At 65.9% G+C, this 23,563-nt stretch carries 19 protein-coding genes and 1 pseudogene; 12 read left to right on the plus strand and 8 right to left on the minus strand.

Translation table 11 applies throughout. From position 1 onward, the window contains the following. Positions 1-37: 37 nt before the first annotated feature. From gshA to ACP7DD_RS02955, 3 genes are read left to right on the plus strand one after another with little or no spacing between them, the layout of a single operon-like run. Complete coding sequence (gshA, locus tag ACP7DD_RS02945) at positions 38-1,630, plus strand: glutamate--cysteine ligase (protein WP_426173212.1); 1,593 nt, start codon at positions 38-40, stop codon at positions 1,628-1,630. A 31-nt stretch (positions 1,631-1,661) separates the two neighbouring features. Further along, positions 1,662-2,705, plus strand: coding sequence for a histone deacetylase family protein (locus tag ACP7DD_RS02950; protein WP_426173213.1), 1,044 nt, complete (start codon positions 1,662-1,664; stop codon positions 2,703-2,705). A gap of 15 nt (positions 2,706-2,720) precedes the next feature. Then, a complete protein-coding gene (locus tag ACP7DD_RS02955; RefSeq protein WP_426173214.1) occupies positions 2,721-3,173 on the plus strand; it encodes a GNAT family N-acetyltransferase in 453 nt (150 codons plus the stop codon). Here ACP7DD_RS02955 and ACP7DD_RS02960 read toward each other — a convergent pair. Together ACP7DD_RS02960 and ACP7DD_RS02965 are read right to left on the minus strand one after the other, a co-directional pair. Then, positions 3,170-4,393 (minus strand): sensor histidine kinase, encoded by a 1,224-nt coding sequence (locus ACP7DD_RS02960; protein WP_426173215.1) that lies wholly within the window; start codon positions 4,391-4,393, stop codon positions 3,170-3,172. The two genes, ACP7DD_RS02955 and ACP7DD_RS02960, sit on opposite strands and share 4 nt — an antisense overlap. Further along, positions 4,383-5,726, minus strand: a complete 1,344-nt coding sequence (locus ACP7DD_RS02965) for a sigma-54-dependent transcriptional regulator (protein ID WP_426173216.1) — start codon at positions 5,724-5,726, stop codon at positions 4,383-4,385. Before ACP7DD_RS02965 ends, ACP7DD_RS02960 begins: the two co-directional genes overlap by 11 nt. 286 nt (positions 5,727-6,012) lie before the next feature. On the opposite strand from ACP7DD_RS02965, the gene ACP7DD_RS02970 reads away from it, so the two are divergent. From ACP7DD_RS02970 to ACP7DD_RS02980, 3 genes are read left to right on the plus strand one after another with little or no spacing between them, the layout of a single operon-like run. Beyond that, positions 6,013-7,299, plus strand: coding sequence for an efflux RND transporter periplasmic adaptor subunit (locus ACP7DD_RS02970; protein ID WP_426173217.1), 1,287 nt, complete (start codon positions 6,013-6,015; stop codon positions 7,297-7,299). A 14-nt stretch (positions 7,300-7,313) separates the two neighbouring features. Next, positions 7,314-7,997, plus strand: a complete 684-nt coding sequence (locus ACP7DD_RS02975; RefSeq protein ID WP_426173218.1) for an ABC transporter ATP-binding protein — start codon at positions 7,314-7,316, stop codon at positions 7,995-7,997. Between the two features lie 9 nt (positions 7,998-8,006). After that, positions 8,007-10,415, plus strand: coding sequence for an ABC transporter permease (locus ACP7DD_RS02980; protein ID WP_426173219.1), 2,409 nt, complete (start codon positions 8,007-8,009; stop codon positions 10,413-10,415). Between the two features lie 3 nt (positions 10,416-10,418). Here ACP7DD_RS02980 and ACP7DD_RS02985 read toward each other — a convergent pair whose 3' ends face one another. From ACP7DD_RS02985 to ACP7DD_RS02995, 3 genes are all read right to left on the minus strand, one after another. Continuing rightward, positions 10,419-10,892 (minus strand): FKBP-type peptidyl-prolyl cis-trans isomerase, encoded by a 474-nt coding sequence (locus tag ACP7DD_RS02985; protein WP_426173220.1) that lies wholly within the window; start codon positions 10,890-10,892, stop codon positions 10,419-10,421. Positions 10,893-10,989: 97 nt separating this feature from the next. Further along, a complete protein-coding gene (locus ACP7DD_RS02990; RefSeq protein WP_426173221.1) occupies positions 10,990-12,867 on the minus strand; it encodes a potassium transporter Kup in 1,878 nt (625 codons plus the stop codon). Between the two features lie 87 nt (positions 12,868-12,954). Further along, positions 12,955-15,126, minus strand: coding sequence for a hypothetical protein (locus ACP7DD_RS02995; protein WP_426173222.1), 2,172 nt, complete (start codon positions 15,124-15,126; stop codon positions 12,955-12,957). A 121-nt stretch (positions 15,127-15,247) separates the two neighbouring features. On the opposite strand from ACP7DD_RS02995, the gene ACP7DD_RS03000 reads away from it, so the two are divergent. The 5 genes and pseudogenes from ACP7DD_RS03000 (at position 15,248) to ACP7DD_RS03020 (ending at position 21,377) form a co-directional block, all read left to right on the plus strand. Next, positions 15,248-16,837, plus strand: coding sequence for a hypothetical protein (locus ACP7DD_RS03000; protein ID WP_426173223.1), 1,590 nt, complete (start codon positions 15,248-15,250; stop codon positions 16,835-16,837). A 71-nt stretch (positions 16,838-16,908) separates the two neighbouring features. Further along, a complete protein-coding gene (rarD, locus tag ACP7DD_RS03005; protein WP_426173224.1) occupies positions 16,909-17,802 on the plus strand; it encodes an EamA family transporter RarD in 894 nt (297 codons plus the stop codon). A gap of 250 nt (positions 17,803-18,052) precedes the next feature. Further along, entirely contained in the window at positions 18,053-19,720 is a 1,668-nt protein-coding gene (gene ettA / locus ACP7DD_RS03010) for an energy-dependent translational throttle protein EttA (RefSeq protein ID WP_426173225.1), read from the plus strand. Positions 19,721-19,854: 134 nt separating this feature from the next. Beyond that, a pseudogene (locus ACP7DD_RS03015) lies at positions 19,855-20,816 on the plus strand (IS1595 family transposase). Positions 20,817-20,894: 78 nt separating this feature from the next. Next, on the plus strand, positions 20,895-21,377 hold the full coding sequence (locus ACP7DD_RS03020) for an REP-associated tyrosine transposase (RefSeq protein ID WP_426173226.1): 483 nt from the start codon (positions 20,895-20,897) through the stop codon (positions 21,375-21,377). Positions 21,378-21,426: 49 nt separating this feature from the next. Here ACP7DD_RS03020 and ACP7DD_RS03025 read toward each other — a convergent pair whose 3' ends face one another. Further along, positions 21,427-21,993, minus strand: coding sequence for a porin family protein (locus tag ACP7DD_RS03025; RefSeq protein WP_426173227.1), 567 nt, complete (start codon positions 21,991-21,993; stop codon positions 21,427-21,429). Between the two features lie 194 nt (positions 21,994-22,187). After that, positions 22,188-22,784 (minus strand): alpha-ketoglutarate-dependent dioxygenase AlkB family protein, encoded by a 597-nt coding sequence (locus tag ACP7DD_RS03030; RefSeq protein ID WP_426173228.1) that lies wholly within the window; start codon positions 22,782-22,784, stop codon positions 22,188-22,190. 62 nt (positions 22,785-22,846) lie between these two features. Between ACP7DD_RS03030 and ACP7DD_RS03035 the strand changes: the two genes are divergently transcribed. Beyond that, positions 22,847-23,074 (plus strand): hypothetical protein, encoded by a 228-nt coding sequence (locus ACP7DD_RS03035; RefSeq protein WP_426173229.1) that lies wholly within the window; start codon positions 22,847-22,849, stop codon positions 23,072-23,074. Positions 23,075-23,090: 16 nt separating this feature from the next. Here the strand turns inward: ACP7DD_RS03035 and ACP7DD_RS03040 are convergent, their stop codons facing one another. After that, positions 23,091-23,453: a hypothetical protein gene (locus ACP7DD_RS03040; RefSeq protein WP_426173230.1), complete on the minus strand. Its 363-nt coding sequence runs from the start codon at positions 23,451-23,453 to the stop codon at positions 23,091-23,093. Positions 23,454-23,563 lie beyond the last annotated feature (110 nt).

Here is a 23,563-nt window from a genome sequence, read left to right on the forward strand (position 1 = left end):
AGCCGTACACGCTATGCAGGACAAGAAAGGATTCACCGTGCCGAACCAACTGACCCGCCGCCTGGCCCTGCTGGACGACGATGCGCACCGCGCGCTGCTCGCCGAGGGCCTGCGCGGCATCGAAAGGGAGACGCTGCGCGTCGACCCGCAAGGCCTGCTGGCGCGCACCGCGCACCCGCGACAACTCGGCTCGGCCCTGACCCATCCGCAGATCACCACCGACTACGCCGAAGCGCTGCTCGAATTCATCACGCCGGCCGAGCATGACATCGGCCTGACCTTGCACAAGCTCGACGCGATCCACCGCTACGCCTACACCAAGCTGGGCGACGAGATGCTGTGGAGCGAATCGATGCCGTGCGAGCTGCCGGGTGAAGACGCGATCGAAATCGCCAACTACGGCACCTCCAACATCGGCATGCTCAAGCACGTGTACCGGCGCGGCCTGGCGCTGCGCTATGGCAAAGCGATGCAGTGCATCGCCGGCATCCACTACAACTACTCGCTGCCGGAAAAGCTGTGGCAGCTGCTGCTGGCCAGCGAAGGCATCGCCGAAGAGCGGCGCCGCGGGCTGCGCGACTTCCAGTCCGAAAGCTACATCGCCCTGATCCGCAACTTCCGCCGCTACAGCTGGCTGCTGATGTACCTGTTCGGCGCCTCGCCGGCGCTGTCGAAGGGTTTCTTGCGCGGCCGCCAGCACAAGCTCGACACGCTGTCGGACGACACCTTGTACCTGCCGTACGCCACCAGCCTGCGCATGAGCGACCTCGGTTACCAGAACGACGCGCAGTCCGGCCTGACGCCGCACGAGAACAGTCTGGAAAGTTACGTCACCACCTTGATGGACGCGGTCAACCGGCCGTACGCGCCGTATCAGGAACTGGGCACCAAGAAGGACGGCGAGTGGATCCAGCTGTCGACCAACGTGCTGCAGATCGAGAACGAATACTATTCGACGATCCGGCCAAAGCGCGTGATCCGCACCGGCGAGCGGCCGATCCAGGCGCTGTGCAAGCGCGGCGTTCAGTACATCGAAGTGCGCTGCCTCGACGTCGATCCGTTCGAGCCGGTCGGCATCAGCCTCGAAACCGGGCGCTTCCTCGACGCCTTCCTGCTGTTCTGCGCGCTCGACGAGAGCCCGGCGATCAACGTCGTCGAAAGCGCGGTCCACGCACGCAATTTCGCCCGCACCGTCAAGGAAGGGCGCCGTCCCGGCCTGCTGCTCACGCGCGGCGATGAAGAAATCGGCCTGCAGGCATGGGCCAGTGAACTGATCGAGCGCATTCGCCCGGTCGCCGCGCTGCTCGACGACCAGCACAACGACGGCGGCGTGCATGCCGCGTCGCTGGCGGCGCAGCAGGCCAAGATCGACAACCCGGCGCGCACGCCCTCGGCGCGCGTTCTCGACGAAGTGCGCGCGATCGGATCGTCCAGCGCGTTCGGCCTGCGCCAGAGCGAGCTGCATGCGGCCTACTTCCGCGAGGGCGCGCTGATGCCGGCCGAAATGCGCATGTTCGACGAGATGGCGCAGGCGTCGCTGGCCGAGCAGGCCGCGATCGAACAGGCGCCGGGGCCAGGCTTCGACGACTTCGTCGCCGCCTACAACTCAAGTACACTGTGCGGTGACTGACAAGGTCCATTGAAACCCGGCGAGGAGTCCCGTGCTCACCTTCTATAACGAACACCATGCGCAGCACCGCGGCCGCTTCGAGATGTTCCGCGGCGAGCTGACGCCCTGCTTCGAAAAACCGGAACGCGCCGACATGGTCGTGGCCGAACTGGGGCGCCGGGGCCTGGGCCAGATCGTCACGCCGCATGGCGTACCGCTGGTGTCGCTCGAGCGCATCCACACGCCGCGCTACCTGCACTTCCTGCGCGGCGCCTGGAACGACTGGGTCGCGCTCGATCCGGCCAACGCCGGCAAGGACGCGTTCCCATCGGTGTGGCCTATCCGCGGCCTGCGCGCCGACGTCGAACCGGACAACTTCACCGCCCGCATGGGCCTGTACTCGATGGACAGCGGCACGCCGCTGACGGCCGGCACCTGGGTCGCCGCCAAGACCGGCGCCGACTGCGCCGTCAATGCGGCGCACGCGCTGCGCCTGGGCGAGCGCGGCACCTTCGCGCTGACGCGCCCGCCCGGCCACCATGCCGGCGCCGATTTCTTCGGCGGCTACTGCTTCCTCAACAACGCCGCGCTGGCGGCCCAGCACCTGCTCGACGACGGCGCCAAGCGGGTCGGCATCCTCGACATCGACTACCATCACGGCAACGGCACCCAGAGCATCTTCTACGGCCGCGGCGACGTGCTGTTTGCGTCGATCCACGCCGACCCGCGCACCGAATTCCCGTTCTATCTCGGCCACGCCGACGAAACGGGCGAAGGCGCCGGCGCCGGCTGCAACATGAACCTGCCGCTGCCGGCCGGATCGAGCAGCGCCCAATGGTTCGCCGCCCTGGAGACGGCATGCCTCAAGCTGGCAAGCTATCGGCCTGACGCGCTGGTGGTGTCGCTCGGCGTCGACACCTTCGCCGGCGACCCGCTGTCGCACTTCGCGTTGCAAAGCGCCGATTTTCTACGCGTCGGCGAACGCATCGCCCACCTCGGCATGCCGACCGTGTTCGTGCTCGAAGGCGGTTACGCGGTCGGCGAAATCGGCATCAACGTCGTCAACGTGCTCGAAGGTTTCGAGACGGCGGCATAAGCATTTGGAAACGCAATGACAGAATGGCAGTGGCGCACTTTCGCCGAACTAAGCAACTATGACGTGTACGAAGTGATGGCGCAGCGCCAGCATGTATTCGTGCTGGAGCAGGAATGCCTGTGGAACGACTTCGACGGCCTTGACCTCGACGCCCACCACCTGCTCGGCTGGCGCGTCATCGACGGCAAGCGCCAGCTGGCCGGCTACCTGCGCTGCCTGGCGCCTGGCGCCAAGTACGACGAGATGTCGCTCGGCCGCGTGCTCACTTCGAAAGCGGCGCGCGGATCGGGCATCGGCCGCGAACTGGTCGCGCGCGGCATCCTTCACGCCGAGCGCCAGCATCCGGGCCACCGCATCAAGATCGGTGCGCAGCAGTACCTCGAGTCGTTTTATGCCAGCTTCGGTTTCGTCACGATCAGTGCGCCGTACGACGAAGACGGCATCGAGCACATCGACATGCTGCGCTAGAAGCTGACGATGAAACGGGCGCCTGCGCTGACCGATTTGGCGTAGCGCACGGTGCCGCCATTGCCGTGGATTAGCTGGCGCACCATCGCCAGGCCGATGCCGCCGCCCTGCTTCTTGGTGGTGAAAAACGGCGTGAAGATATGCGCCACCAGCGCCTCCGGCACGCCGGCGCCGTTGTCGCCCACTTCGATGCGCAGGCGGCCGCCGCGGCCAAGGCGCGCCACCACCTGCGCTTCGGCGCCGGCCACCAGCGCGGTCGCTTCAAACGCATTCTTCAGCAGGTTGATCAGGGCCTGTTCGAGCTGCCCGGCGTCGACCATCAGTTCGAGCGAGGCCGGTTCGACGCTGAACACGGTGCGCCCGCCGCGCGCGCGCCAGAGCGGGTCGACCAGCGCCGACACCCGCTCGAACAGATCGGCCAGCCTCACCCGCTCGGGATGTGGCGCCGGCAGGTTCGACAGGCTGCGGTAGCTGCCGACGAACGCGACCAGGCTGTCGGCGCGGCGGCTGATGGCGTCGAGCGCCGTCACCAGGTCGGCGCTGACGTCGTCGGGCAGGCCGGCGCGAAATTCCTCCAGCAGTTCGTATGCGGTGCGCGACAGCGACGCCACGGGCGTAAGCGAATTCATGATTTCGTGGGTCAGCACGTGGACCAGCTGGCGCCAGGCGTTGAGCGCCTCGGCTTCGAGTTCGCTTTCGACCGGCATCAGCGCGGCGAGCCGCTGGGCGCTGCCGTGCAAGGTCAGCGCCGACACCGACACCAATGCGCGCTCGACGCCGCGCTCGGTGTCGAAGCCGATCATGCCGCGCACGTCGAGCGGCTGCGCGGCCAGCTGGCGATACAGGTCGGCCGGGTCGGCGGCGCGGCCGGGCGCCACCAGCCGGCGCGCATTCGCGTTCAGTGGCGACACCGTGCCGGCCGGTTCGACGCGAAACAGTGCGATCGGCGCGTGCTCGAGGCGCGCTTCCAGCGCCAGCGCATTGTCGACCAGGCTTTGCTGGTCGGTCGGCACCGGGTCGCGCAGTTCGGCGCGCACGGCGCTGCGCGACACCAGGCCATTCATCGCATGCCACAGCAGGCCGGCCAGCGGCAGCGCCGCCAAGGCGCACAGCACCAGCAGCCGCGGCGAATCGCGCGTGGCGCCGGCGCAGGCGGCCAGCACCAGCAGCCCCGCCAGCGCCGCCAGCACGCCGCCCTTCAGGCGTCGCTCAGATGCCATGCTTGCCGAGCTTGCGGTACAGCGCGGCGCGGCTCACCCCCAGCATGCGGGCGGCGTGGCTGATGTTGCCCTGTGCCTGCGCCAGCGCGGCGGCGATGGTATCGCGTTCGAGCGCGCCCAGGTGCAGGCCGTCGACCGCCGCCAGCGCCGGCGCCGCAACCGGCGCGGCCTGGGCGGCGCCCAGCCCGAAGTCGGCGCAGCGGTACTGCAGTTCGCTGCCGAGGATGACGGCGCGTTCGCACGCGTGGCGCAAGGCGCGCACGTTGCCTGGCCAGTCGAAGCGGCACAGCTGGTCGAGCGCGCCGTCGGCCAGCATGCGCGCCGGCCGCTGGTACTGGTGTTCGTACAGCGCCAGGTAGTGCAGCAGCAGCGCCGGGATGTCGTCGCGGCGCTCGCGCAGCGGCGGCATGCGAATGACGATGGTATTGAGGCGAAACAGCAGGTCGGGCCTAAACACGGCCGGGTCGTACAGGCGCGCTTCGTCCAGGTTGGTGGCGCTGACGACGCGTACATCGATGGCTTCGGCGCGGTCGGCGCCGAGCGGCGTCACTTCGCGCCGTTCGAGCGCGGTGAGCAGCTTGGCCTGGCCGGCCAGCGGCATGTTGCCGATCTCGTCGAGGAACAGCGTGCCGGCGCGCGCCGCCTGGAAGCGCCCGGCGCGCTCTGCCCTGGCATCGGTGAAGGCGCCCTTGCGGTGGCCGAACAATTCGGACTCGAACGTCGATTCGGGCAGCGCCCCCATGTCGATCGCCATGAAGATGGCGCCGGCGCGGCGCGACGCCAGGTGGATCGCGCGCGCCACCAGTTCCTTGCCGACGCCGTTCTCGCCGAGCACCATCACGTTCGCTTCGGTAGGGCCGACGCTGGCCACCATCGCTTTCACTTCGCGCATCGCGGCAGAATCGCCCATCAAGCCGGTGCCGGCGGCGGCCGACGGGCCGGCGGCGCGCCGCGCCAGCGCGTTATCGACCGCCGCCACCAGCTGCGCGTTATCCCACGGCTTGGTGAGGAAGTCGCCGGCGCCGCGCTTGAGCGCTTCGACCGCCAGCGGCACGTCGGCGTAGGCGGTGAGCGCGATGACCGCGGGCGGGCGCGATTGCGCGCGCAGCTGGTCGAGCACCGCCAGGCCTTGCGCGCCGTCGATGCGGCCTGGCGTGAAATTGAGGTCGAGCAGCACCACGTCGGGCACGCCGGCAGCCAGCACGGCGGCCAAGCCGGCCGGATCGTTCAGCGTCGCGACCTTGCCGTAGCGGCGGCGCAGCAGCAGCTGCGCGGCGCAGGCGACGTCGGGGTCGTCGTCGAGAATCAGAATGCTCGCTGCGTTATCTGCCATTCGGTGCAAGCCCAGAGTAAAGTCGCAGCCATTCTAGCAAAACAATTTCTGGTGTCAGGTCTGACATTCGTACATTTTTATCCGGAAATGTCCGAATGTCAGACCTGACACCAGCTTTTGCCGCATCGCTATTTCGGCCTTGGCGAACAAGTGTTCATTTCCGAACACCTGCGCTTGTCCGGATCCGGACATCGAGCGCCGAATCAGCCCGCAAACGCCCCGAGAACGTGCTGGCACGGCACTTGCACCATAGGTGGATATCTCACTCACGATTGGAAAGCTGCAGATGGATCGACTCAATGCGCAACTTGTCGGAAGCGGCGCGGCGATGGATGTGCGTGTGCCGCGCCGGCGCGGCCCGCTGCTGGCGCGCGTGGCCACCGCCGTCGTGCTGGCGGCCGGCGGCGCCTACGCCGCCTGGCACTTCACGCCGCGCGGCTTGCAGGTGCCGGCGCAGGACGTGCGCATCGCCAGCGCCGAACAAGGCGTGTTCCTCGACGATCTGGTGGTGCGCGCCAGCGCCGAGCCGCTCAACGCCGTCATCCTCGACTCGGTCGAATCGGGCCGCGTCGAAGAGGTGTTCGCCAGGGACGGCGCGATGGTGAAAAAAGGCCAGCTGCTGTTTCGCCTGTCGAACCCGCAGCGCAACCTCGAACTGCTGGCGCGCCAGGCCGAACACGCGCAGCAGATCTCGAACCTGTCGTACCTGCGCGTGGCGCAGGAAGCGGGCCGCACCGATCACCAGCGCCGCCTGTCCGACCTCGAATTCGCGCTGGCGCAGGCAGAAAAGCAGCACGATCGGAACAGCAAACTGGCGGCGCAGGGCTTCATCTCCGGCGTCAGCCTGGAGGAGTCGGCCGACAAGCTGGCGCAGCAGCGCCGCGCGTTCCGCCAGCAAAGCGAGGCGGCAGAGACCGAGTCGCGCGTGCGCGGCGACGCGCTGGCGCAGATGCAAAGCGCAATCAAGGGCCTGCAATCGGGGCTGCTGCTGGTCAACGAGACGGTCGACGCGCTGGCGGTGCGCGCGCCGGTTGACGGCATGCTGACGGGCTTCCGGCTGCAAATTGGCGAAACGGTCAAGACCAACCAGAACATCGGCCGCATCGATGACCCGAACCGCTTCAAGCTGTCGGCGCTGGTCGACGAGTTCTACCTGAACCGGATGGCGGTGGGCCGCCACGCCAGCGTGAAGCAGGGCGACAAGACCTACGCGGCGCACGTCAGCACGATCTACCCGCAGATCAAGGATGGCCGCTTCACGCTCGAGATGGTGTTCACCAACGGCCAGCCGCCGGTGCTAAGTCCCGGCCAGAGCCTGGACGCGCAGGTGACGCTGGGCGAGCCGGGCAAGGCGATGCTGCTGCCAAGCGGCGCCTTCATCAACGAGACCGGCGGCGCCTGGGTGTTCGTCGTCGGCGCCGACGGCGAAACGGTGACGCGGCGCGCGATTCGCAGCGGCCGGCGCAGCAACAGCCAGGTCGAAGTGCTGTCGGGCCTTGCCGCCGGCGACAAAGTGATCGTATCGAGTTACGCGGCGTTCGGTAAAAACGAACGCCTTCAGTTGTCCAAATAAGAGAAAAGACCAGCATGCTCAAACTTGTAGGCGTCAGCAAGATCCACCTGGCCGGCGAAGTGCAGACGACCGCGCTCGACCACATCGACCTGGCGATCGACGCCGGCGAATACGTCGCCATCACGGGTCCCTCCGGCTGCGGCAAGTCGACCTTGCTCGGCCTTCTGGGACTGCTCGATGTGCCCAACAGCGGCGAGTACTGGTTCGAAGGCCAGAACGTCGCCGGCTGGAGCGAGGCGAAGCTCAACACGCTGCGCCGCGGGCGCGTCGGCTTCATCTTCCAGAGCTTCAACCTGATCGAAGAGCTGTCGGTGTTCGAGAATGTCGAACTGGCGCTCGAATACACCGGCACCCCGGCCCCCGAGCGGCGTGCGCGGGTCGGCGCCATGCTCGAGCGGCTCGGCATCGCGCACCGCGCCACGCACCGGCCGTCGCAGCTGTCGGGCGGCCAGCAGCAGCGGGTGGCGATCGCCCGCGCGCTGGTGGCCGGCCCGGCGATGCTGCTGGCCGATGAACCGACCGGCAACCTCGATACCGCGCACGGCGACGAGGTGATGCGCCTGCTGCGCGACATTAACGCCGAGGGCACCACCGTGGTGATGGTGACGCACTCGCCGTCGCACGCGGCGCAGGCGTCGCGCACGCTGCACCTGCTCGACGGGCGCATCGTGGTCGACGCGCTGCAAGCGGCAGCGTGAGGAGACAGCATGAACCTGCGTGATTTCCGCATCGGCTGGCGCATGCTGGTCAAGGAACCGGCTTATTCGGCGGTCGTCGTCCTCGGCCTGGCCGCCGGCTTTGCTGCCTGCTTCCTGCTGCTCGGCTTCGTGCGCTATTCGTTCACCTACGATGTCGACGTGCCCGAAGCGGCCCAGGTGCACCTGGTGAAGACCCGTTTCAACATCGCCGGCAAACCCGAGTGGTATCAGCTGGCGCCGATGCAGTTTCTGACGCAGGCGCAGCGCAGCCCGATGGTTGCCGAAGCGAGCATGCTGTTTCCGCTGCAGGTGTCGATGAAGGCCGGCCCGAATCTGCGCGAGGTGATGCTGGTGGCGGTCAACCCGGGCTTTCCGGCCATGTTCGGTGTGCGCGCGCTGGAGGGCGACTTGCGGGCTGCGCTGACGGAGCCGGGCAGCCTCGCCCTGACACGCGGCGCGGCGCAGCGCCTGCTGGGCCGCGCCGCAGTGCTGGGCGAAGCGGTCACCATCAGCGGCGCCACTTTCCGGGTAGCCGCCGTGCTGCCCGACGCGCCCGCCAACAGTACCATCTACTACGAGGCGCTGGCCGGCGCCGGCACCAGCGCGTGGCCCGATGGCTACCGCCGTAGCGTGATGTCGAACTGGGGCCAGATCGGCGGCCGGGTCTACGTCAAGCTACGGCCGGGAGCCAGCGCCGCGGCGCTGGAACAGTCGCTCCAAAGCGCGGTCGACGCCTCGCCACTGACGACGGAGCTGCCGCCGAAAATGCTGCAGGAGCTGGGCAAGCGCAAAGCGCTCGACGTGCGCCTGACCGCATTGAGCGACATGTACTTCGACCCCGACACGGCCGACACGCCCGGCAGCAGCGAGCACGGCAACCTGCGCCAGATCGGCGCCCTGGCCGCGACCGCGCTGGTGATCCTGCTGCTGGCGGCCACCAACTACGTCAACCTGGCCACCGTGCGCAGCATGCGGCGCCAGCGCGAAATCGCGGTGCGCAAGGTGCTGGGCGCCTCGACCAGCCGGCTGGTACTGCAGTTCCTGGCCGAGTCGACCCTTGTCGCGTTGCTTGCCGCCGCGCTCGGCCTGCTGGTGGCGTGGCTTCTGCTGCCGGTGTTTGCCGAACTGGTGGACCGCAAGCTCGATGGCATGTTCGACGTCGTCAATGTGCTGATCGCGCTGTCGCTCGGGGTGTCGACCGGCCTGATCGCCGGCCTGTATCCGGCCTGGGTGGCGCTGGGCGTGCATCCGCAGCAGACGCTGGCCGGCCGCGGCAGCGCCGAGACGAGCACCGGCCTGTGGCTGCGCCGCGCCCTGACGGTGGTGCAGTTTTCCACCGCGATCGGCCTGACGTCGGTCACGCTGGCGATGCTGTGGCAGACCCACTACGCCACGAACCTCGACCCCGGTTTCGACCCGACCGGCATGCTGGTGCTGGAGCTGCCAAGGCCGATGCGCGGCGCCCCGCGCGACAAGCTGCGCGACGAACTGGCGCGACTGCCTGGCGTTACCGGCGTGGCGGCGGCAATCGGCGCCATCGGCGAACGGTTCATCGGCAACCACGTGCCGTTCAGTACAGCCGGCGGCGCCACCAGCCAGTTGCTGGCGTTCGACGTCAGCGCCAATTTCTTCGAAGTGGTCGGAATCAAACCTGTGGCCGGACGGCTGTTCGAGCACCGCGCCGAAACCGACAATTCGGTCGGCAAGGTAGTGCTTGACGAAGGCGCGGCGCGCTCGCTCGGCTACACCAACAGCAGAATGGCGGTGGGCCAGATATTGACGATCAAGGAAGGCGCGCCGGTGCAGGTGGTCGGTATCGCGCCGCCGATGCGCTTCGATTCCGCCCACCAGGCCAGCCGGCCGATGGTCTACCGGCTGAGCCCTACGCCGCTGGCGCTGCTGGTCCGCACCACCGGCGACATGCGCGCGCTGGAGGCCTCGGCCGAAGCGGCGGCGCGCCGTATCGCCCCCGACCAGGTGGTGGACGCGCGGCGTGCGTCGAGCTACTTCGCCAGGAACTACGACCAGGACCTGCGGCTGGCAAAGCTGCTTGGCCTGGCGAGCCTGATTGCGATCGCCATCGCGTCGTTCGGCATCTACGTGCTGGCGACCTACAGCGTGCAGCGGATGGCGCGCCAGATCGTGCTGCGCAAGTTGTACGGGGCTCGACGCAGCGCGATCCTGCGGCTGGTCGGACGAGAATTCGCCACCCTGCTGGCGCTGGGCGCGGCGATCGCCCTGCCGCTTGCCGCGGTGGTGATTGCGCGCTACCTGGCTGGATACGTGGAGAAGGCGCCGATGGGCGCCTGGCCGCTGGCCGCGGCGCTGGTGCTGGCGGCGCTGGTCACGGTGCTGTCGACCTTGCGCCACACGCTAGGCGCCATGAACATGGCGCCGGCGCGGGTGCTGCGGGACTGAAGCTTAGTTGACGGCGGTGACTTCGACTTCGAACACCAGCCCCGAATTCGGCGGGATGCCGCCGGCCGAACCGGATGCCCCGTATCCGAGGCTGCTCGGAATGAGGATGGTGCGCTTGCCGCCGACCTTCATGCCGGTGACGCCCTGGTCGAAGCCGGCGATCAGCATGTTGCCGCTGGTGGCGCCGAGGCGGAACGTGGAGGCGGCAGCAGTGCCGGCCGCATTGATGGTACCGCTGTCGAACTGCGTGCCCTTGAAGTCGGCCGCGGCCGAGTTGTACAGCCAGCCCGTGTACTTGATGGTCGGGATGGTGCCGGCCGCGGCGACCGCGCCGGTGCCCAGCACGGTGTCGGTCCTGGTCAGTGCCGACGGGCTGCTGACGGTGACGCCCCCGGAGCTTCCCGAATCGCTTCCGCCACAAGCGGTCAAGGCGGTTGCGGCGACGAGTACGGCGATCAGGGCAAGCTTGAATTTCATGGGTAAATCCTCGACAAGATAAAAAGTGTCCAGAGTTTAGCAGAGCGGGCCGCGCCCGATCCTCCGCCAAACTGTCTGAAAGTTGTATTCGTTTGTATCAGATCTCGACCTGGGTACCGAGCTCAATGACCCGGTTGGTCGGAATCTGGTAGTAGTCGGCGGCGCCGCGAGCATTGCGCGACATCGCCACATACAGGTGCTCGCGCCACGGCGCCATGCCGCCGCCGGGCGCCGAGATCACGGTCTGGCGGGCGATGAAGAACGACGTCTCCATCATCTCGAACGGCAGCCCTTTATGGTGGCACTCGGCCAGCACTTTAGGGATGTCCGGTTCGTCCTTGAAGCCGTACGTGATATTGAGCTGGAAGCAGTTGTGGCCCAGCTCGACCACCATTACCTGCTCCTTGAGCGGCACCCACGGCACCTCGTGAATGTGCACCGTCAGGAACACCACGCGGTCATGCAGCACCTTGTTATGCGACAGGTTGTGCAGCAGAGCATGCGGCACGCCGTCGCTTTCGCCGCGCAGGAAGATGGCGGTGCCCGGCACGCGGGTGGGCGGCGCGACGAACAGCGACTGCAGGAAGTCGTCGAGCGGAATGGCGTGCTTCTGCAGGTTCTGGAACACCAGTTCGCGGCCGCGCCGCCACGTCATCATCACCGTAAACAGCACCGCGCCAAGCAGCAGCGGGAACCAGCCGCCGTGGAACAGCTTGAGCGTGCTGGCCGAGAACAGCATGATGTCCATGATGATGAAAAAGCCGGTGGCGCCGAAGCACAGCGCCAGCGGCAGGTGCCAGCGGTAGCGGGTGACGAAGAAGGTCAGCAGGGTGGTGCACAGCATGGTGGCGGTGACGGCGATGCCGTAGGCGCCGGCCAGCTTGTCTGACGAGCCGAAGCCGATCACGGCGATCAGCACCACGATCAGCTGCAGCCAGTTGACCGCCGGGATGTAGATCTGGCCGATCTCGCTCTCGGAGGTGTGCTTGACGCGCATGCGCGGCAGGAGGCCGAGCGCGATCGCCTGCTTGGTCATCGAGAAGGTGCCGGAGATGGTGGCCTGTGAAGCGATCACCGCCGCCATGGTCGACAACACCACCAGCGGATAGATGCTCCAGGCGCCGAGCTGGTGGAAGAACGGGTTCGACACGGCCTCGGGATGGGCGATCAGCAGGCCGCCCTGGCCGAGGTAGTTGAGCGCGAGCGAAGGAAACACGATCAGGAACCAGGCGGCGCGGATCGGCTTTTTGCCGAAGTGGCCCATGTCGGCGTACAGCGCCTCGGCGCCGGTAAACGCCAGCACCACCGCGCCCAATGCGACGAAGGCGATGAAGCGGTTCTCGAGCATGAAAGCGAACGCGTAATACGGATTGAGGGCGGAGAGAATTTGCGGCGCCTGGGCGATGTTGATCACCCCCATGATGGCCAGCGCGGCGAACCACACCATCATGATCGGCCCGAACCAGCGGCCAATGCCGGCGGTGCCGCGCCGCTGCACCGAATACAGCGCCACCAGCACGACGATCGTCAGCGGCACCACGTACTGGTGCAGCGCCGGCGCGGCCACTTCCAGGCCTTCGATCGCGCCAAGCACCGAGATGGCGGGGGTGATCACGCTGTCGCCGTAGAACATGGTGGCGCCGAACACGCCGATCATCATCAGCGGCACATACCAGCCGGACGACTTGGTGACCGAATTGAGCGCCAGCGCCATCAGCGCCATGACGCCGCCCTCGCCGCGGTTGTCGGCGCGCAGGATCAGGGCGACGTATTTGAGCGAGACGATCATGGTCAGGCCCCAGAAGATCAGGGAGATGACGCCGAGGAGATTGAAGGTGTTGAGCGCGAGACCGTGCTCGTCGTCGAAGATGGTTTTCAGCGTGTACAGGGGGCTGGTGCCGATATCGCCGTAGACGATGCCGACCGCCGCCAAGGTCAAGGCGGCGACACTGCTTTTTTTATGTTCCGACGTCAAGATTGCACCATATGTTGTTTTGTGCATTGCACAATAGGTTAGGCTCCAGAAAATTGCAAGGACATTTCATTACGAATCAGCACTGCCTTACGGCGGCAAAGTCTTCCAGTATTGCAACAGTTGCCGCAGCGCTTGCGGCTTGTTCAGCGGTAGCAATCCAGCCTGGTTGGCCGTGTTGGTAGCGTGGCACGAAGCGCAGGCGCGCATCTCGCCGGCCTGGAAGGTAATCCAGTTTCGTTCGCGCACGATCGCGCTGCCGGCGCGGTCGGTCGTCTGCCACGTCAGCGCGCGCCGCGCCGGCACGAATGCCGCGGTGGAGCCATCGGCAGCGATGCGGACGCTGCCGACCGGTCCCGCTGGATTGGCGGGATTGGCGCCGGCGGCAGCATGCAGCGCCTGGGCGATCACGCGGCGGCCCGCACGGCCAGGATAGGCGCGCAGCTGGTCGCCCTGGAATATCTGGAAGTGCGCAATCTCGTAGACCTTGCCGTTTGGCGACGTCTTCGACACCGTTTTGATGCCGCCTGGAACGTGCAAGTTGAACGGCTGTTGCAAGTCTGCCCTATCGCGGCTGGTCTGGTCGCGCGTGACGATCAGCGCCAGGTCGCGCCGCAACAGCCAGGCGCGCAGTGCCGCTTCGCTGACGTGCTCTTCGCGCAGCACGGCGCGCTCGGGCGCGTCGAGCCCGGTGGCCACGCGCACCGGCTTGCCGGCCAGGCGCGGGCGCAGTTCGACCGCATCGAGCTCCCACAATGGGCCGCTGAAACTGCGCCCGCCGCCGGCCGACCGCCAGCTGACTGAGGCGTGGATGCCGGCGGTGAGCGGCGCGCCGGCGCGGTACAGTCCGCCGGCGCCGCGCACCAGCAGGCGCAGCCGCAGGTCAGGCAGTGGCATACCCTGCTCGGGCGGCCTTTCGGCGCGGGTGTGGCTGGCCACCAGGCGCCCATCCGACAGCGGCAGCGGGTTGCGGAAGCGCCCGCCGGCGACGGCGTCGGCCGGATCGGACGCCGTCAGCGCGGTAACGCGCATCTGGTCGCCATTGAGCGTCGGCGACCCGGACAGCCTGACCAGCGGCCCGGTGGTAAACGCGCCCGATTCGCGCGCCGCGGTGGCGACGTAGCTGCCGGCGCGGCGCGGCTCCTCGCGCAGGTGGAACAGGCCGCCCTCGCGCCGCACGGCCAGGCGGTTGGCGTGGTTGGCCGGCAAGGTGCGGTTCGACAGGCTCGGGTCGTCGCGGAAACTTGGCGTCATGAAGCCGAACGCCAGTTCGTGCTGACCGACATGGTTCAGCGTTTCTTCGCCGGTGCCGTCTTCGTTCATCTGCCAGATGGTGAAGAAATTGGTGGTGAAGGCGCTCACTTCGCCGTACACGCTGCTGCTGCCGCCACGCGACTCGGGAAACGGTTCGGCGCGCGAGTCGAGCGCCGGCGCCCGCGCGCCTTCGCCGGCATAGTTGAAGGAGCGAAACGGCAGCGCGACCCGGTTGTGCGCGGCATTGCGGTCACGCTCGGCGAGCTGGTCCTGCTGCTGGTGGTCCCAGCGGGTGTACAGCAGCCGCCCGTAGCTGTCGATGATCGGCGTGAAGGCGCCGCTCGGCGCGTGATTGAGGATGCGCAGCGACCCGCTGGCGGGATCGAAGCGCCAGATGCCGGTGACCGTCGGCGTTGCTTCGTATTCGTCGAGTTGCGGATACAGGTGGGCGGCGCCATCGCGCGGGCGGTCCGAGGTAAACAATAGCGCGTCGCCGCTGCCGTACAGCGGCGACACGTTGTTGTAGCCAGCCGGCTGGCCCGCCACCTTGGCGATGACGGCGCGCTGGCCGCGGCCGAGACCGCGCACTTCGTACATCTGCCAGGCTGCTGCTTCGTCGCCGGCGCCGGTGGGGGAACCGACCAGCATGCTGAACACCGCCTGCTTGCCGCTGCGGTGCACCGACGGTTCGCGCACCGCGATTGCCGTGGCGCCCTGGACGCCTGTATTGCCGAAGCCGGCTTCGCGCGTCAGGTTGCGCAGCTTGCCATCCGGGTAGCGCAGCATCAGGTCGCCGCCGCGCGGGGCCTGCCCGGGGCCGCCCAGATGGTTGGCGAAGGCCGACAGGCGCGCCGCCGTGTCGGTGTGCACCGGCACCTGGGTGACGAACAGGATGGGATATGGCGTACGTGCAGGCGTCGGCGCGCGCGCAGAGGGCCCGGCGGCGTGCGCCAGGACGGGCAGGACGGCCGCCGCCAGCAGGCCGAAGCGGCGCAGGATTGTTTTCACGGGAATGTTGATTCGGGCCACACGAGAGTGTATCCCAGCAATCCTGCCTACTTGAAATTTTTCCCGGTTCGGCGCACTCTTGCCGTGGGAAACTGAACAACAATTCACTACGGAGCATTCCATGCGTCGGTCCGAGCACACAAGTACCAGGCCGACAGCGGCCAGCGCGCTGGCGCTGCTGCTGGCGACTACCATCATTGCCTGCAGCGGCGGGGGCGGCGGTTCGGTGCCCGTGCCGGTGCCGGTGCCGGTGCCGGTGCCGCCGCCGGTGGTCAACGGGCCGGCCTGGCTCGGCTATGGCGGCGACGCCCAGCACACTGCGCTCGCCGCGATCCGCACGCAGGAACTGGGCCGCATCGTCTGGCAGGCGCCGGTCGACGTCGCGCCGCAATACAGCCAGCAGGGTTACCTGCTGGTGCACTACGGCTCGCCGGTCATCACGTCGAAGAACACGGTGATCATCCCGGTCAAGCGAGCGGTGGCGAAGAGCTACCGGGTGGAGGCGCGCATCGGCGGCAACGGCGCGCTGGCGTGGACGATGGACAGCGACTACGTTTTCCCGGCGCACAACTGGACACCGGCTTACAACGTCACCCTGACCAAGGGCAACCGCGTGGTCATGCCTGGCGCCGGCGGCAAGGTGTTTTACCGCGACGACGCCGATTCGCCGACCGCGACGACCAACAGTTTTGTGTTTTATGGCAAGCCGGCGTACAGCGCCAACCAGGCCGGCTTCGATGCATCGGTGCACATCAACACGCCGATCACGGCCGACAACCAGGGCAACCTGTTCTTCGGCTTCGTTGCGGCGGCGTCCAATCCCGCCGGACTGGTCAGCGGCATCGCCCGCGTCGGCGCCGACGGCACCGGCAGCTGGGTGTCGGCCGACGCGGCAGCGGGCGACGCCGCCATGGTCAAGCCGGCCATGGGCGCGGCGCCGGCAATCTCGAGCGACCAGAAGACGGTGTACGTGGTGGTCAAGGGCAGCGGCAGCGAAGGCCAGCTGCTGGCGCTTGACAGCACGACGCTGGCGCGCAAGAGCCGCGCGCGGCTGCTCGATCCGTCGACGTCGCAAAGCGCGCGCATCAGCGAGGACAGCACCGCCTCGCCGATGATCGGGCCGGACGGCGACGTCTATTTCGGCGTGCTCGAGGCGGTGCAGGGCACCCACAACGCACGCGGCTGGCTGCTGCATTTCGACGCCACCTTGGCGCAGACGAAGATCGCCGGCTCGTTCGGCTGGGACGATACCGCGTCGGTGGTGCCGGCCGCGCTGGTGCCGAGCTACACCGGCACGTCGAGCTACCTGGTGATGGTGAAGTACAACAACTACAGCCGCGCCGGCAGCGGCGACGGCAAGAACCGCATCGCCGTACTCGATCCGAACGCGACCCAGCCCGATCCGGTCATTGCCAGCCAGCCGGTGATGAAGGACGTGCTCACCATCCTGGGCCCGACGCCGGACCCGAGATTTCCGGCCGGCGCCACCGAGTGGTGCATCAACACCGCCGCGGTCGATCCGTTCAGCAAGTCGATCCTGGTCAACAGCGAAGATGGCTACCTGTACCGCTGGGACCTGACGACCAACACGCTGAGCCAGAAGATCCGGCTGACGAGCGGCCTGGGCGACTCGTACACGCCGACCGCGGTGGGCGCCGACGGCCTGGTGTACGCGATCAACAACGCGGTGCTGTTCGCGGTGGGCAAGTAGACGCTGGCCGTGCTCAGCGGTGCCGTAGCAATTGGAGGATAATGTCGGCTTGGCAAACCTGACTGTCCTCCATGCGCACCGGCATCATCTCCGCAACCCTGGCGTTTCTCTGCTGGGGCCTGTTCCCCCTCTATTTCAACGCATTGAAGGATGTGCCGCCGGGCCAGATCCTGGCGCACCGCGTGGTGTGGTCGCTGCTGTTCCTGGCCATCGTGCTGACGTTCCGGCGGCAATGGAGCTGGCTGCCGGCGGTGTTGCGCAGGCCGCGCGTCATCGGCAGCTTCGTTGCCAGCGCCGTTCTTCTCAGCGTCAACTGGCTGGTGTACATCTGGGCGGTCAACAATGGCCACGTCATCGAGGGCAGCCTCGGCTACTTCATCAATCCGCTGGTCAACATCATGTTCGGTTACCTGATCCTGAAGGAGCGGCTGCGGCCGGTTCAGTGGATGGCGATTGCGTTGGCGGCGCTTGGCGTGGCATGGCTGACATGGCAGACGGGATCGGTGCCGTGGATAGCGCTGATCCTGGCCAGCTCGTTTGGCGCCTACGGACTGATGCGCAAAACGGCCGCGCTTGGTGCGCTGGAAGGCTTGTCGTTCGAGACGATGGTGCTGTTTCCGCTGGCGCTGGGCTATCTCGCGTGGCTGGGCCTGCATGGCGAGAACGGCTTCATCAACGCCGCTTCCGACGACACGCGCTGGTTGCTGGTGGCCGCCGGGCCGATCACGGCGATCCCGCTGCTGCTGTTTGCTTCGGGCGCGCGCAAGATCCCGCTGGCGGTGCTCGGCATGCTGCAATACATTTCGCCGACGATCCAGTTCTTGCTGGGCGTGTGGCTATTCCACGAAGCATTCACGGCTGAGCGGCTGGTCGGCTTCCTGCTGATCTGGAGTGCGCTGGCGCTGTACGCCGCCGAAGGCCTGTGGCGCAACCGCCAGAATAAATTGGGGTCAGACCCGGTTTAAATTCAGGCAAACGGCCTTTCGCCGTCAACCAACGGGTTTGCCCCCCCTTTTCACGCAGCACGACTGAACTCGCGCCAGTCCAACGAAATGGCGCCAAAAACGGCAGGCAAATCGAATTGGGGTCAGACCTAGGTCTGACCCCAATTTGGTGTGCAGCTAGCAAAAAGAGGGGGGCCGGCCCGGCCAGGTCAGATTCGACGCCGGATTTCCGGTATGCTGTGCACCTTCCGTCACACCTGAGAATATTGCAATGGCAAATTACGTCTACACCATGAACAAGGTGGGCAAAATCGTCCCGCCGAAACGCCAGATCCTGAAGGATATTTCGCTGTCGTTCTTTCCGGGCGCCAAGATCGGCGTGCTGGGCCTGAACGGCTCCGGCAAGTCGACGTTGCTGAAAATTATGGCAGGCATCGATACCGACATCCAGGGCGACGCCGTGCCAATGCCAGGCCTGAACATCGGCTACCTGCCGCAGGAACCGCAACTCGACCCGGACATGACCGTCCGCCAGATCGTCGAATCGGGCCTCGGTGAAGTGTTCGAGGCGCAAGCTAAACTGGAGGCCGTGTACGCCGCCTACGCCGACGAGGACGCCGACTTCGACGCGCTCGCCACCGAGCAGGCGCGCCTCGAAGCGATCATCTCGACGTCCGATGGCGGCAACCTGAACTTGCAGCTGGAAATGGCCGCCGATGCGCTGCGCCTGCCGCCATGGGACGCCAAGATCGGCATCCTGTCGGGCGGCGAGAAGCGCCGCGTCGCGCTGTGCCGCCTGCTGCTGTCGAAGCCCGACATGCTGCTGCTCGACGAGCCGACCAACCACCTCGACGCCGAATCGGTCGAGTGGCTCGAGCAATTCCTGCTGCGCTTTCCCGGCACCGTCGTCGGCATCACCCACGATCGCTATTTCCTCGACAACGCCGCCGAGTGGATCCTGGAACTGGACCGCGGCCATGGCATCCCGTGGAAAGGTAACTACAGTTCGTGGTTGGAGCAGAAGGGCAACCGCCTGAAGCAGGAAGAAGCCACCGAATCGTCGCGCCAGAAAACCATCGCCAAGGAACTCGAGTGGGTGCGCCAGAATCCGAAGGGCCGCCAGGCCAAGAGCAAGGCGCGCCTGGCGCGCTTCAATGAGCTGTCCGAGCACGAATACCAGAAGCGCAACGAAACGTCCGAGATCTTCATCCCGGTCGCCGAGCGCCTCGGTAACGAAGTGATCGAATTCAAGAACGTGTCGAAAGCGTTCGGCGACCGCCTGCTGATCGACAACCTGTCGTTTACCGTGCCGCCTGGCGCCATCGTCGGCATCATCGGCCCGAACGGCGCCGGCAAGTCGACCCTGTTCAAGATGATCACCGGCAAGGAGCAGCCCGACAGCGGAGAAGTGGCGATCGGCCAGACCGCGCGCGTGTCGATTGTCGACCAGAACCGCGACGACCTGGCCAACACCAAGACCGTGTTTGACGACGTCGCCGGCGGCGCCGACATGCTGACCGTGGGCCGCTTCGACATGCCGTCGCGCGCCTACCTCGGCCGCTTCAACTTCAAGGGGTCGGACCAGCAGAAGATCGTCGGTAACCTGTCGGGCGGCGAACGCGGCCGCCTGCACCTGGCGAAGACGCTGCTGCAGGGAGGCAACGTGTTGCTGCTCGACGAGCCGTCCAACGACCTCGACGTCGAAACGCTGCGCGCGCTGGAAGATGCACTACTCGAGTTCGCCGGCAGCGTGATGGTGATCTCGCACGATCGCTGGTTCCTCGACCGTATCGCCACGCACATCCTGGCGTTCGAAGGCAATTCGCAAGTGACCTTCTTCGACGGCAATTACCAGGAATACGAAGCGGACAAGAAAAAGCGTCTCGGCGAAGAAGGCGCCAAGCCGAAGCGCATCCGCTACAAGCCGCTCACGGTGTAAGCAGGTTCATCGCATTAACAAAAGCTCCCCGCGGGGAGCTTTTTTATGGGCTATGTCACCGTTAGGTGGGGGATTTTGAACTAACGCCCAACCGTTGAGGTCTGCACCAGACCGTATTGCGTTGGGAGGCCCTTGTGGATCCGGGCAAATTCAGCCGGTTCATCGAGCAGGCCGCCACGCTGACGCTGCGTCAGCGCACCGACCTTGCCGCTTGCTTGGACCGACCTTCGATGCGCGAACAGACCTGCGCGCTGATCGAATCAACCTGGAGCAAAGCGTGTCCGCACTGCAGTTGCAGGCGCTTGCAACGTCACGGCCAGGCTCACGGGCTGAACCGCTATCGCTGCGTCGACTGCCCCGCACCTGCAACGCATTGACGGGTGCGCCGCTGGCCAGACTGCGCCACCGCGGCACATGGCTGCCCTACCTGGCCGGCATGCTGCAGTCGAACACGGTGCGCCGCGCTGCGGCGCTCGCCGGCGTCCACAAGAACACCCGTTTTCGCTGGCGCCACCGCTTCCTCATGCACGCCAGGCACGACCGCATTTGTCCGCTCTCAGGCATCACCGAAGCGGACGAGACTTACCTGTTGGAGTCGCAGAAGGGATCGCGCCAAATGGACCGGCCGCCGCGCCGCCGCGGCGGATCGGCCCGGCGGCGCGGCATCTCGCATGAGCACGACTGCATCCTGGTGGCCCGTGACCGCAGCGGCAGGACGGTCGACTTCGTCACCGGCCGGGCACCGCTGCGGCACGCCCACCTGCAGCGCTGCCTGTCGCCGGTGGTGGCCGCCGATATCCTGCTGGTCACCGACCGCCATCCTGCCTACCGGGTGTTTGCCCGCGCAAGCGGGATCGCCCATCATGCAGTCAACCTCTCGGCAGGGGTGCGTGTGGCAGGCGAGATGCATGTGCAAAACGTCAACGCCTGTCACCGCCGGTTCAAGCAATGGCTCGTTCGATTTAACGGCGTGGCAAGCCGATACCTGCCAAATTACCTGGGCTGGCGATCGGCAATCGATGGTGACCGGATCGATTCACCCGAGATGCTGCTCAGGTCGGCGCTCGGCGCCTTCCCACACTTAGCGATGACATAGCCTTTTTTATGCTCTTCAATGCGCCGCTCGTTTGCGCGATTCGATATGGACCGACAATCAGCTTGGCACACTATGCGCATGAATGACTACCGCCACAACCGGGTTCCGGGCGGAACGTTTTTCTTCACCGTCCGCCTGATCGAGCACGGCAGCACGCTGCTGACCGACCACTTTTCGGCGTTCGGCGAAGCGATGCGCCAGGCCCGCAGCAAACGCCCTTTCCACGTCGATGCGTGGGTAGTGTTGCCCGACCATGCGCACGCGATCTGGACCTTGCCGCCGGGCGACCATGACTGCGCCAGCCGCTGGCGCACAATCAAGATCGCCTTCTCCAAAGCGCTGCGCAAATCCACGGCCGCGCCCGACAGCGTCATCTGGCAGCCGCACTATCAGGACCACCGCGTCCCCAGCGACGCCGAATACAAGCGCCTGGTCGACTACGTCCACGCCAACCCGATGCGACATGGCCTGTGCGAGCAGGCGGTCGACTGGCAGTGGTCCTCGCTGCACCGCTTCATCGCGTCCGGCCTGGTACGCACGGACAGCGCAGTGCGTGCGTAGGACGAAAAAAGAGCCCCGAAGGGCTCTTTTTTCAGCGGCAGCGCCGTTATCAGAATGCGTATTTCGCGGCAACGGTCAGAACGTCAGCCTTGGCGCCGAAGTCCTTGCTCTTGCCATAGCGCTCGTATTCAGCGGTCAGCGCGACTTTCTGGTTCAGGTTGTATTGCACGCCCAGCGCGCCATACAGCTCGGTCTTGCTTGCGCTGCGGTTGAACACGCCGTTGGTCGAGCTCAGGTCCGACTTGTTGCGCGCCGCGCCCAGCTTGCCGAACAGTGAAACCTGCTCGTTGATCGGATGGGTTGCCTTGCCGGCGACGTAGAACGAATCGCCTTCCGATTCAGCGCGGCCTTTGACGCCGTTCAGGGTGTAACTGTGGCTCGATGAGCGGAAGTCGGTGTAGCCGACCTCAACGCCAAAACGCTGGTCGAAATCATAGCCGCCGAAAATCTTGCCCGAAGCCTTGTAGCCATCGGTGTCGCCGCCGACGGTGCCTGGCAGCTTGTAGCTATGGTCAGCGCTGGCGATACCGACGCCGACGTAAGGACCTGGACCCGCTGCCTGGGCAGCGCCCATAGTGGTTGCCGCCGCGATCATTGCGAAGATGAGCTTTTTCATGTGGAATCCTTTTGTCAGGTTATTCGTCTGTCCCACAATTCCCAATGAATTGCGAGATGGCCAAGATAACAAAGACAAAAGCCCACGTCGTTGGCGATTTGGTAAGAAATGTAATCAAATGTAAGCCGTCTAGACAAACTACTGACCAGCGGTTCAGTTATATGCATGAGCGAATAAGGCGATATTGGACGACGTTACTCGATTAAACGAAAAGTTAGGTTTACACGCGGGCCCAAAAGCCTTGCCGATTTGTTAATTCCGTGCGACCAGTTAGTTTGCAATCTTCCCGCCATGAGCAGCAAACTGCCATCGCTCAAGGCGAGTTGTAACCGCAGCTTGTTCAGCTTGTTTTGGAGGATAAATGTGCGCGTGGCACCGAAACTGAGGGAAGCGATGGCTGGCTCGGGGCCCAGCTCGGGTTCGTTGTCGCTATGCATCCCCATACTGTCGCGGCCGTCCCTGTAGTAATTCAACAGCACGCTGTTAAAGCGCCACCCTGTCGCAGCCTCTACCGCCGCCAGGATTTCCCGCTGCAACGGCGTGAACGGCAGCGGCTCGAGTGTCAGGCCGGAGTACGAATACGTCTTCTCGCCGTGCCAGGCGGTCAGCCGCGGCTGCGGATATCGCTTGCCCCACAGCGTGATCACGTCGCTGCGCCAGGCGGTCTCGGCGATCAGGCGCGCCAGCACCTCGTCGTTGGGGATCGGCAGGGCGAGCTGGGCCAGGAAGGACAATTCGCCATCCTCGACCGGGATCGGCGTCATTGTTGCTGCGGAGTCGAACAAATCCATGATGTCCCGATCATATCAGCCGCCCGACAAATTGCTTGATACGAATAACCCGCTGGCGCAAGATGCATTTCTGCCAACGGTTTGCAGTGGTCATTGGCGTCGGCAAGGCGCGCAGCCAGCGCTACGTGCTCGCAACCGAGTTCGACGGCGCGGCAATGGCGCTGCGAGGGCTCGGCCCGCTATGGGCGGTGGTCGATGCCGACCGCGTGCCGGACCTGGCGGCCAGGCCGCTGGCCGAGCGCTTCGGCGAATCTCCGTGGGGGCTGTATCACATCGAGGTGCAGGCGTGAGCCTGCCAAGGGGAAATCAGGCGTAGGCTTCGGCGAGGGTCATCACGCGCGGTGCGATCGTCAGGCCGATGCCCTTGAACAATTCTTCGACGGCGGCCATGTTCGCGGCGCACTCTTCGGTTTTCCAGCCGTTGAACAGGTCGGTGCCGTTTTTCTGGAAGTGCATGTCCAGCACTTTGCCCTTGTCCTTGTGGGTGTAGCTTTGCTGATAGGTGTTCTGGAAACCCAGCTTGGCCAGCGCCGTCAGCACCTCGGTCGGAGGGTGAGCGGGATCGGTGGCCATGAAAATGCCGAAGGTCTTGCCGGGCGGCTTGGCGGCGATGTCCAGCTCGTAAATGCCGGGCGCCTTCGTCACGGCGGTACTTTTCAAAAACAGCATGATGTTTCCTTCTTGATATTGTTACGCGACTTCGCGCCTCGTCCTGTTGTACCCGGGCCTGCAACGATCGGTAATGTTCTCGATTAAAACACCCAGAGGGACAAGCTTAT

The organism is Massilia sp. TWR1-2-2 (assembly GCF_049897565.1).
GTDB lineage: Bacteria > Pseudomonadota > Gammaproteobacteria > Burkholderiales > Burkholderiaceae_D > JAFCUW01.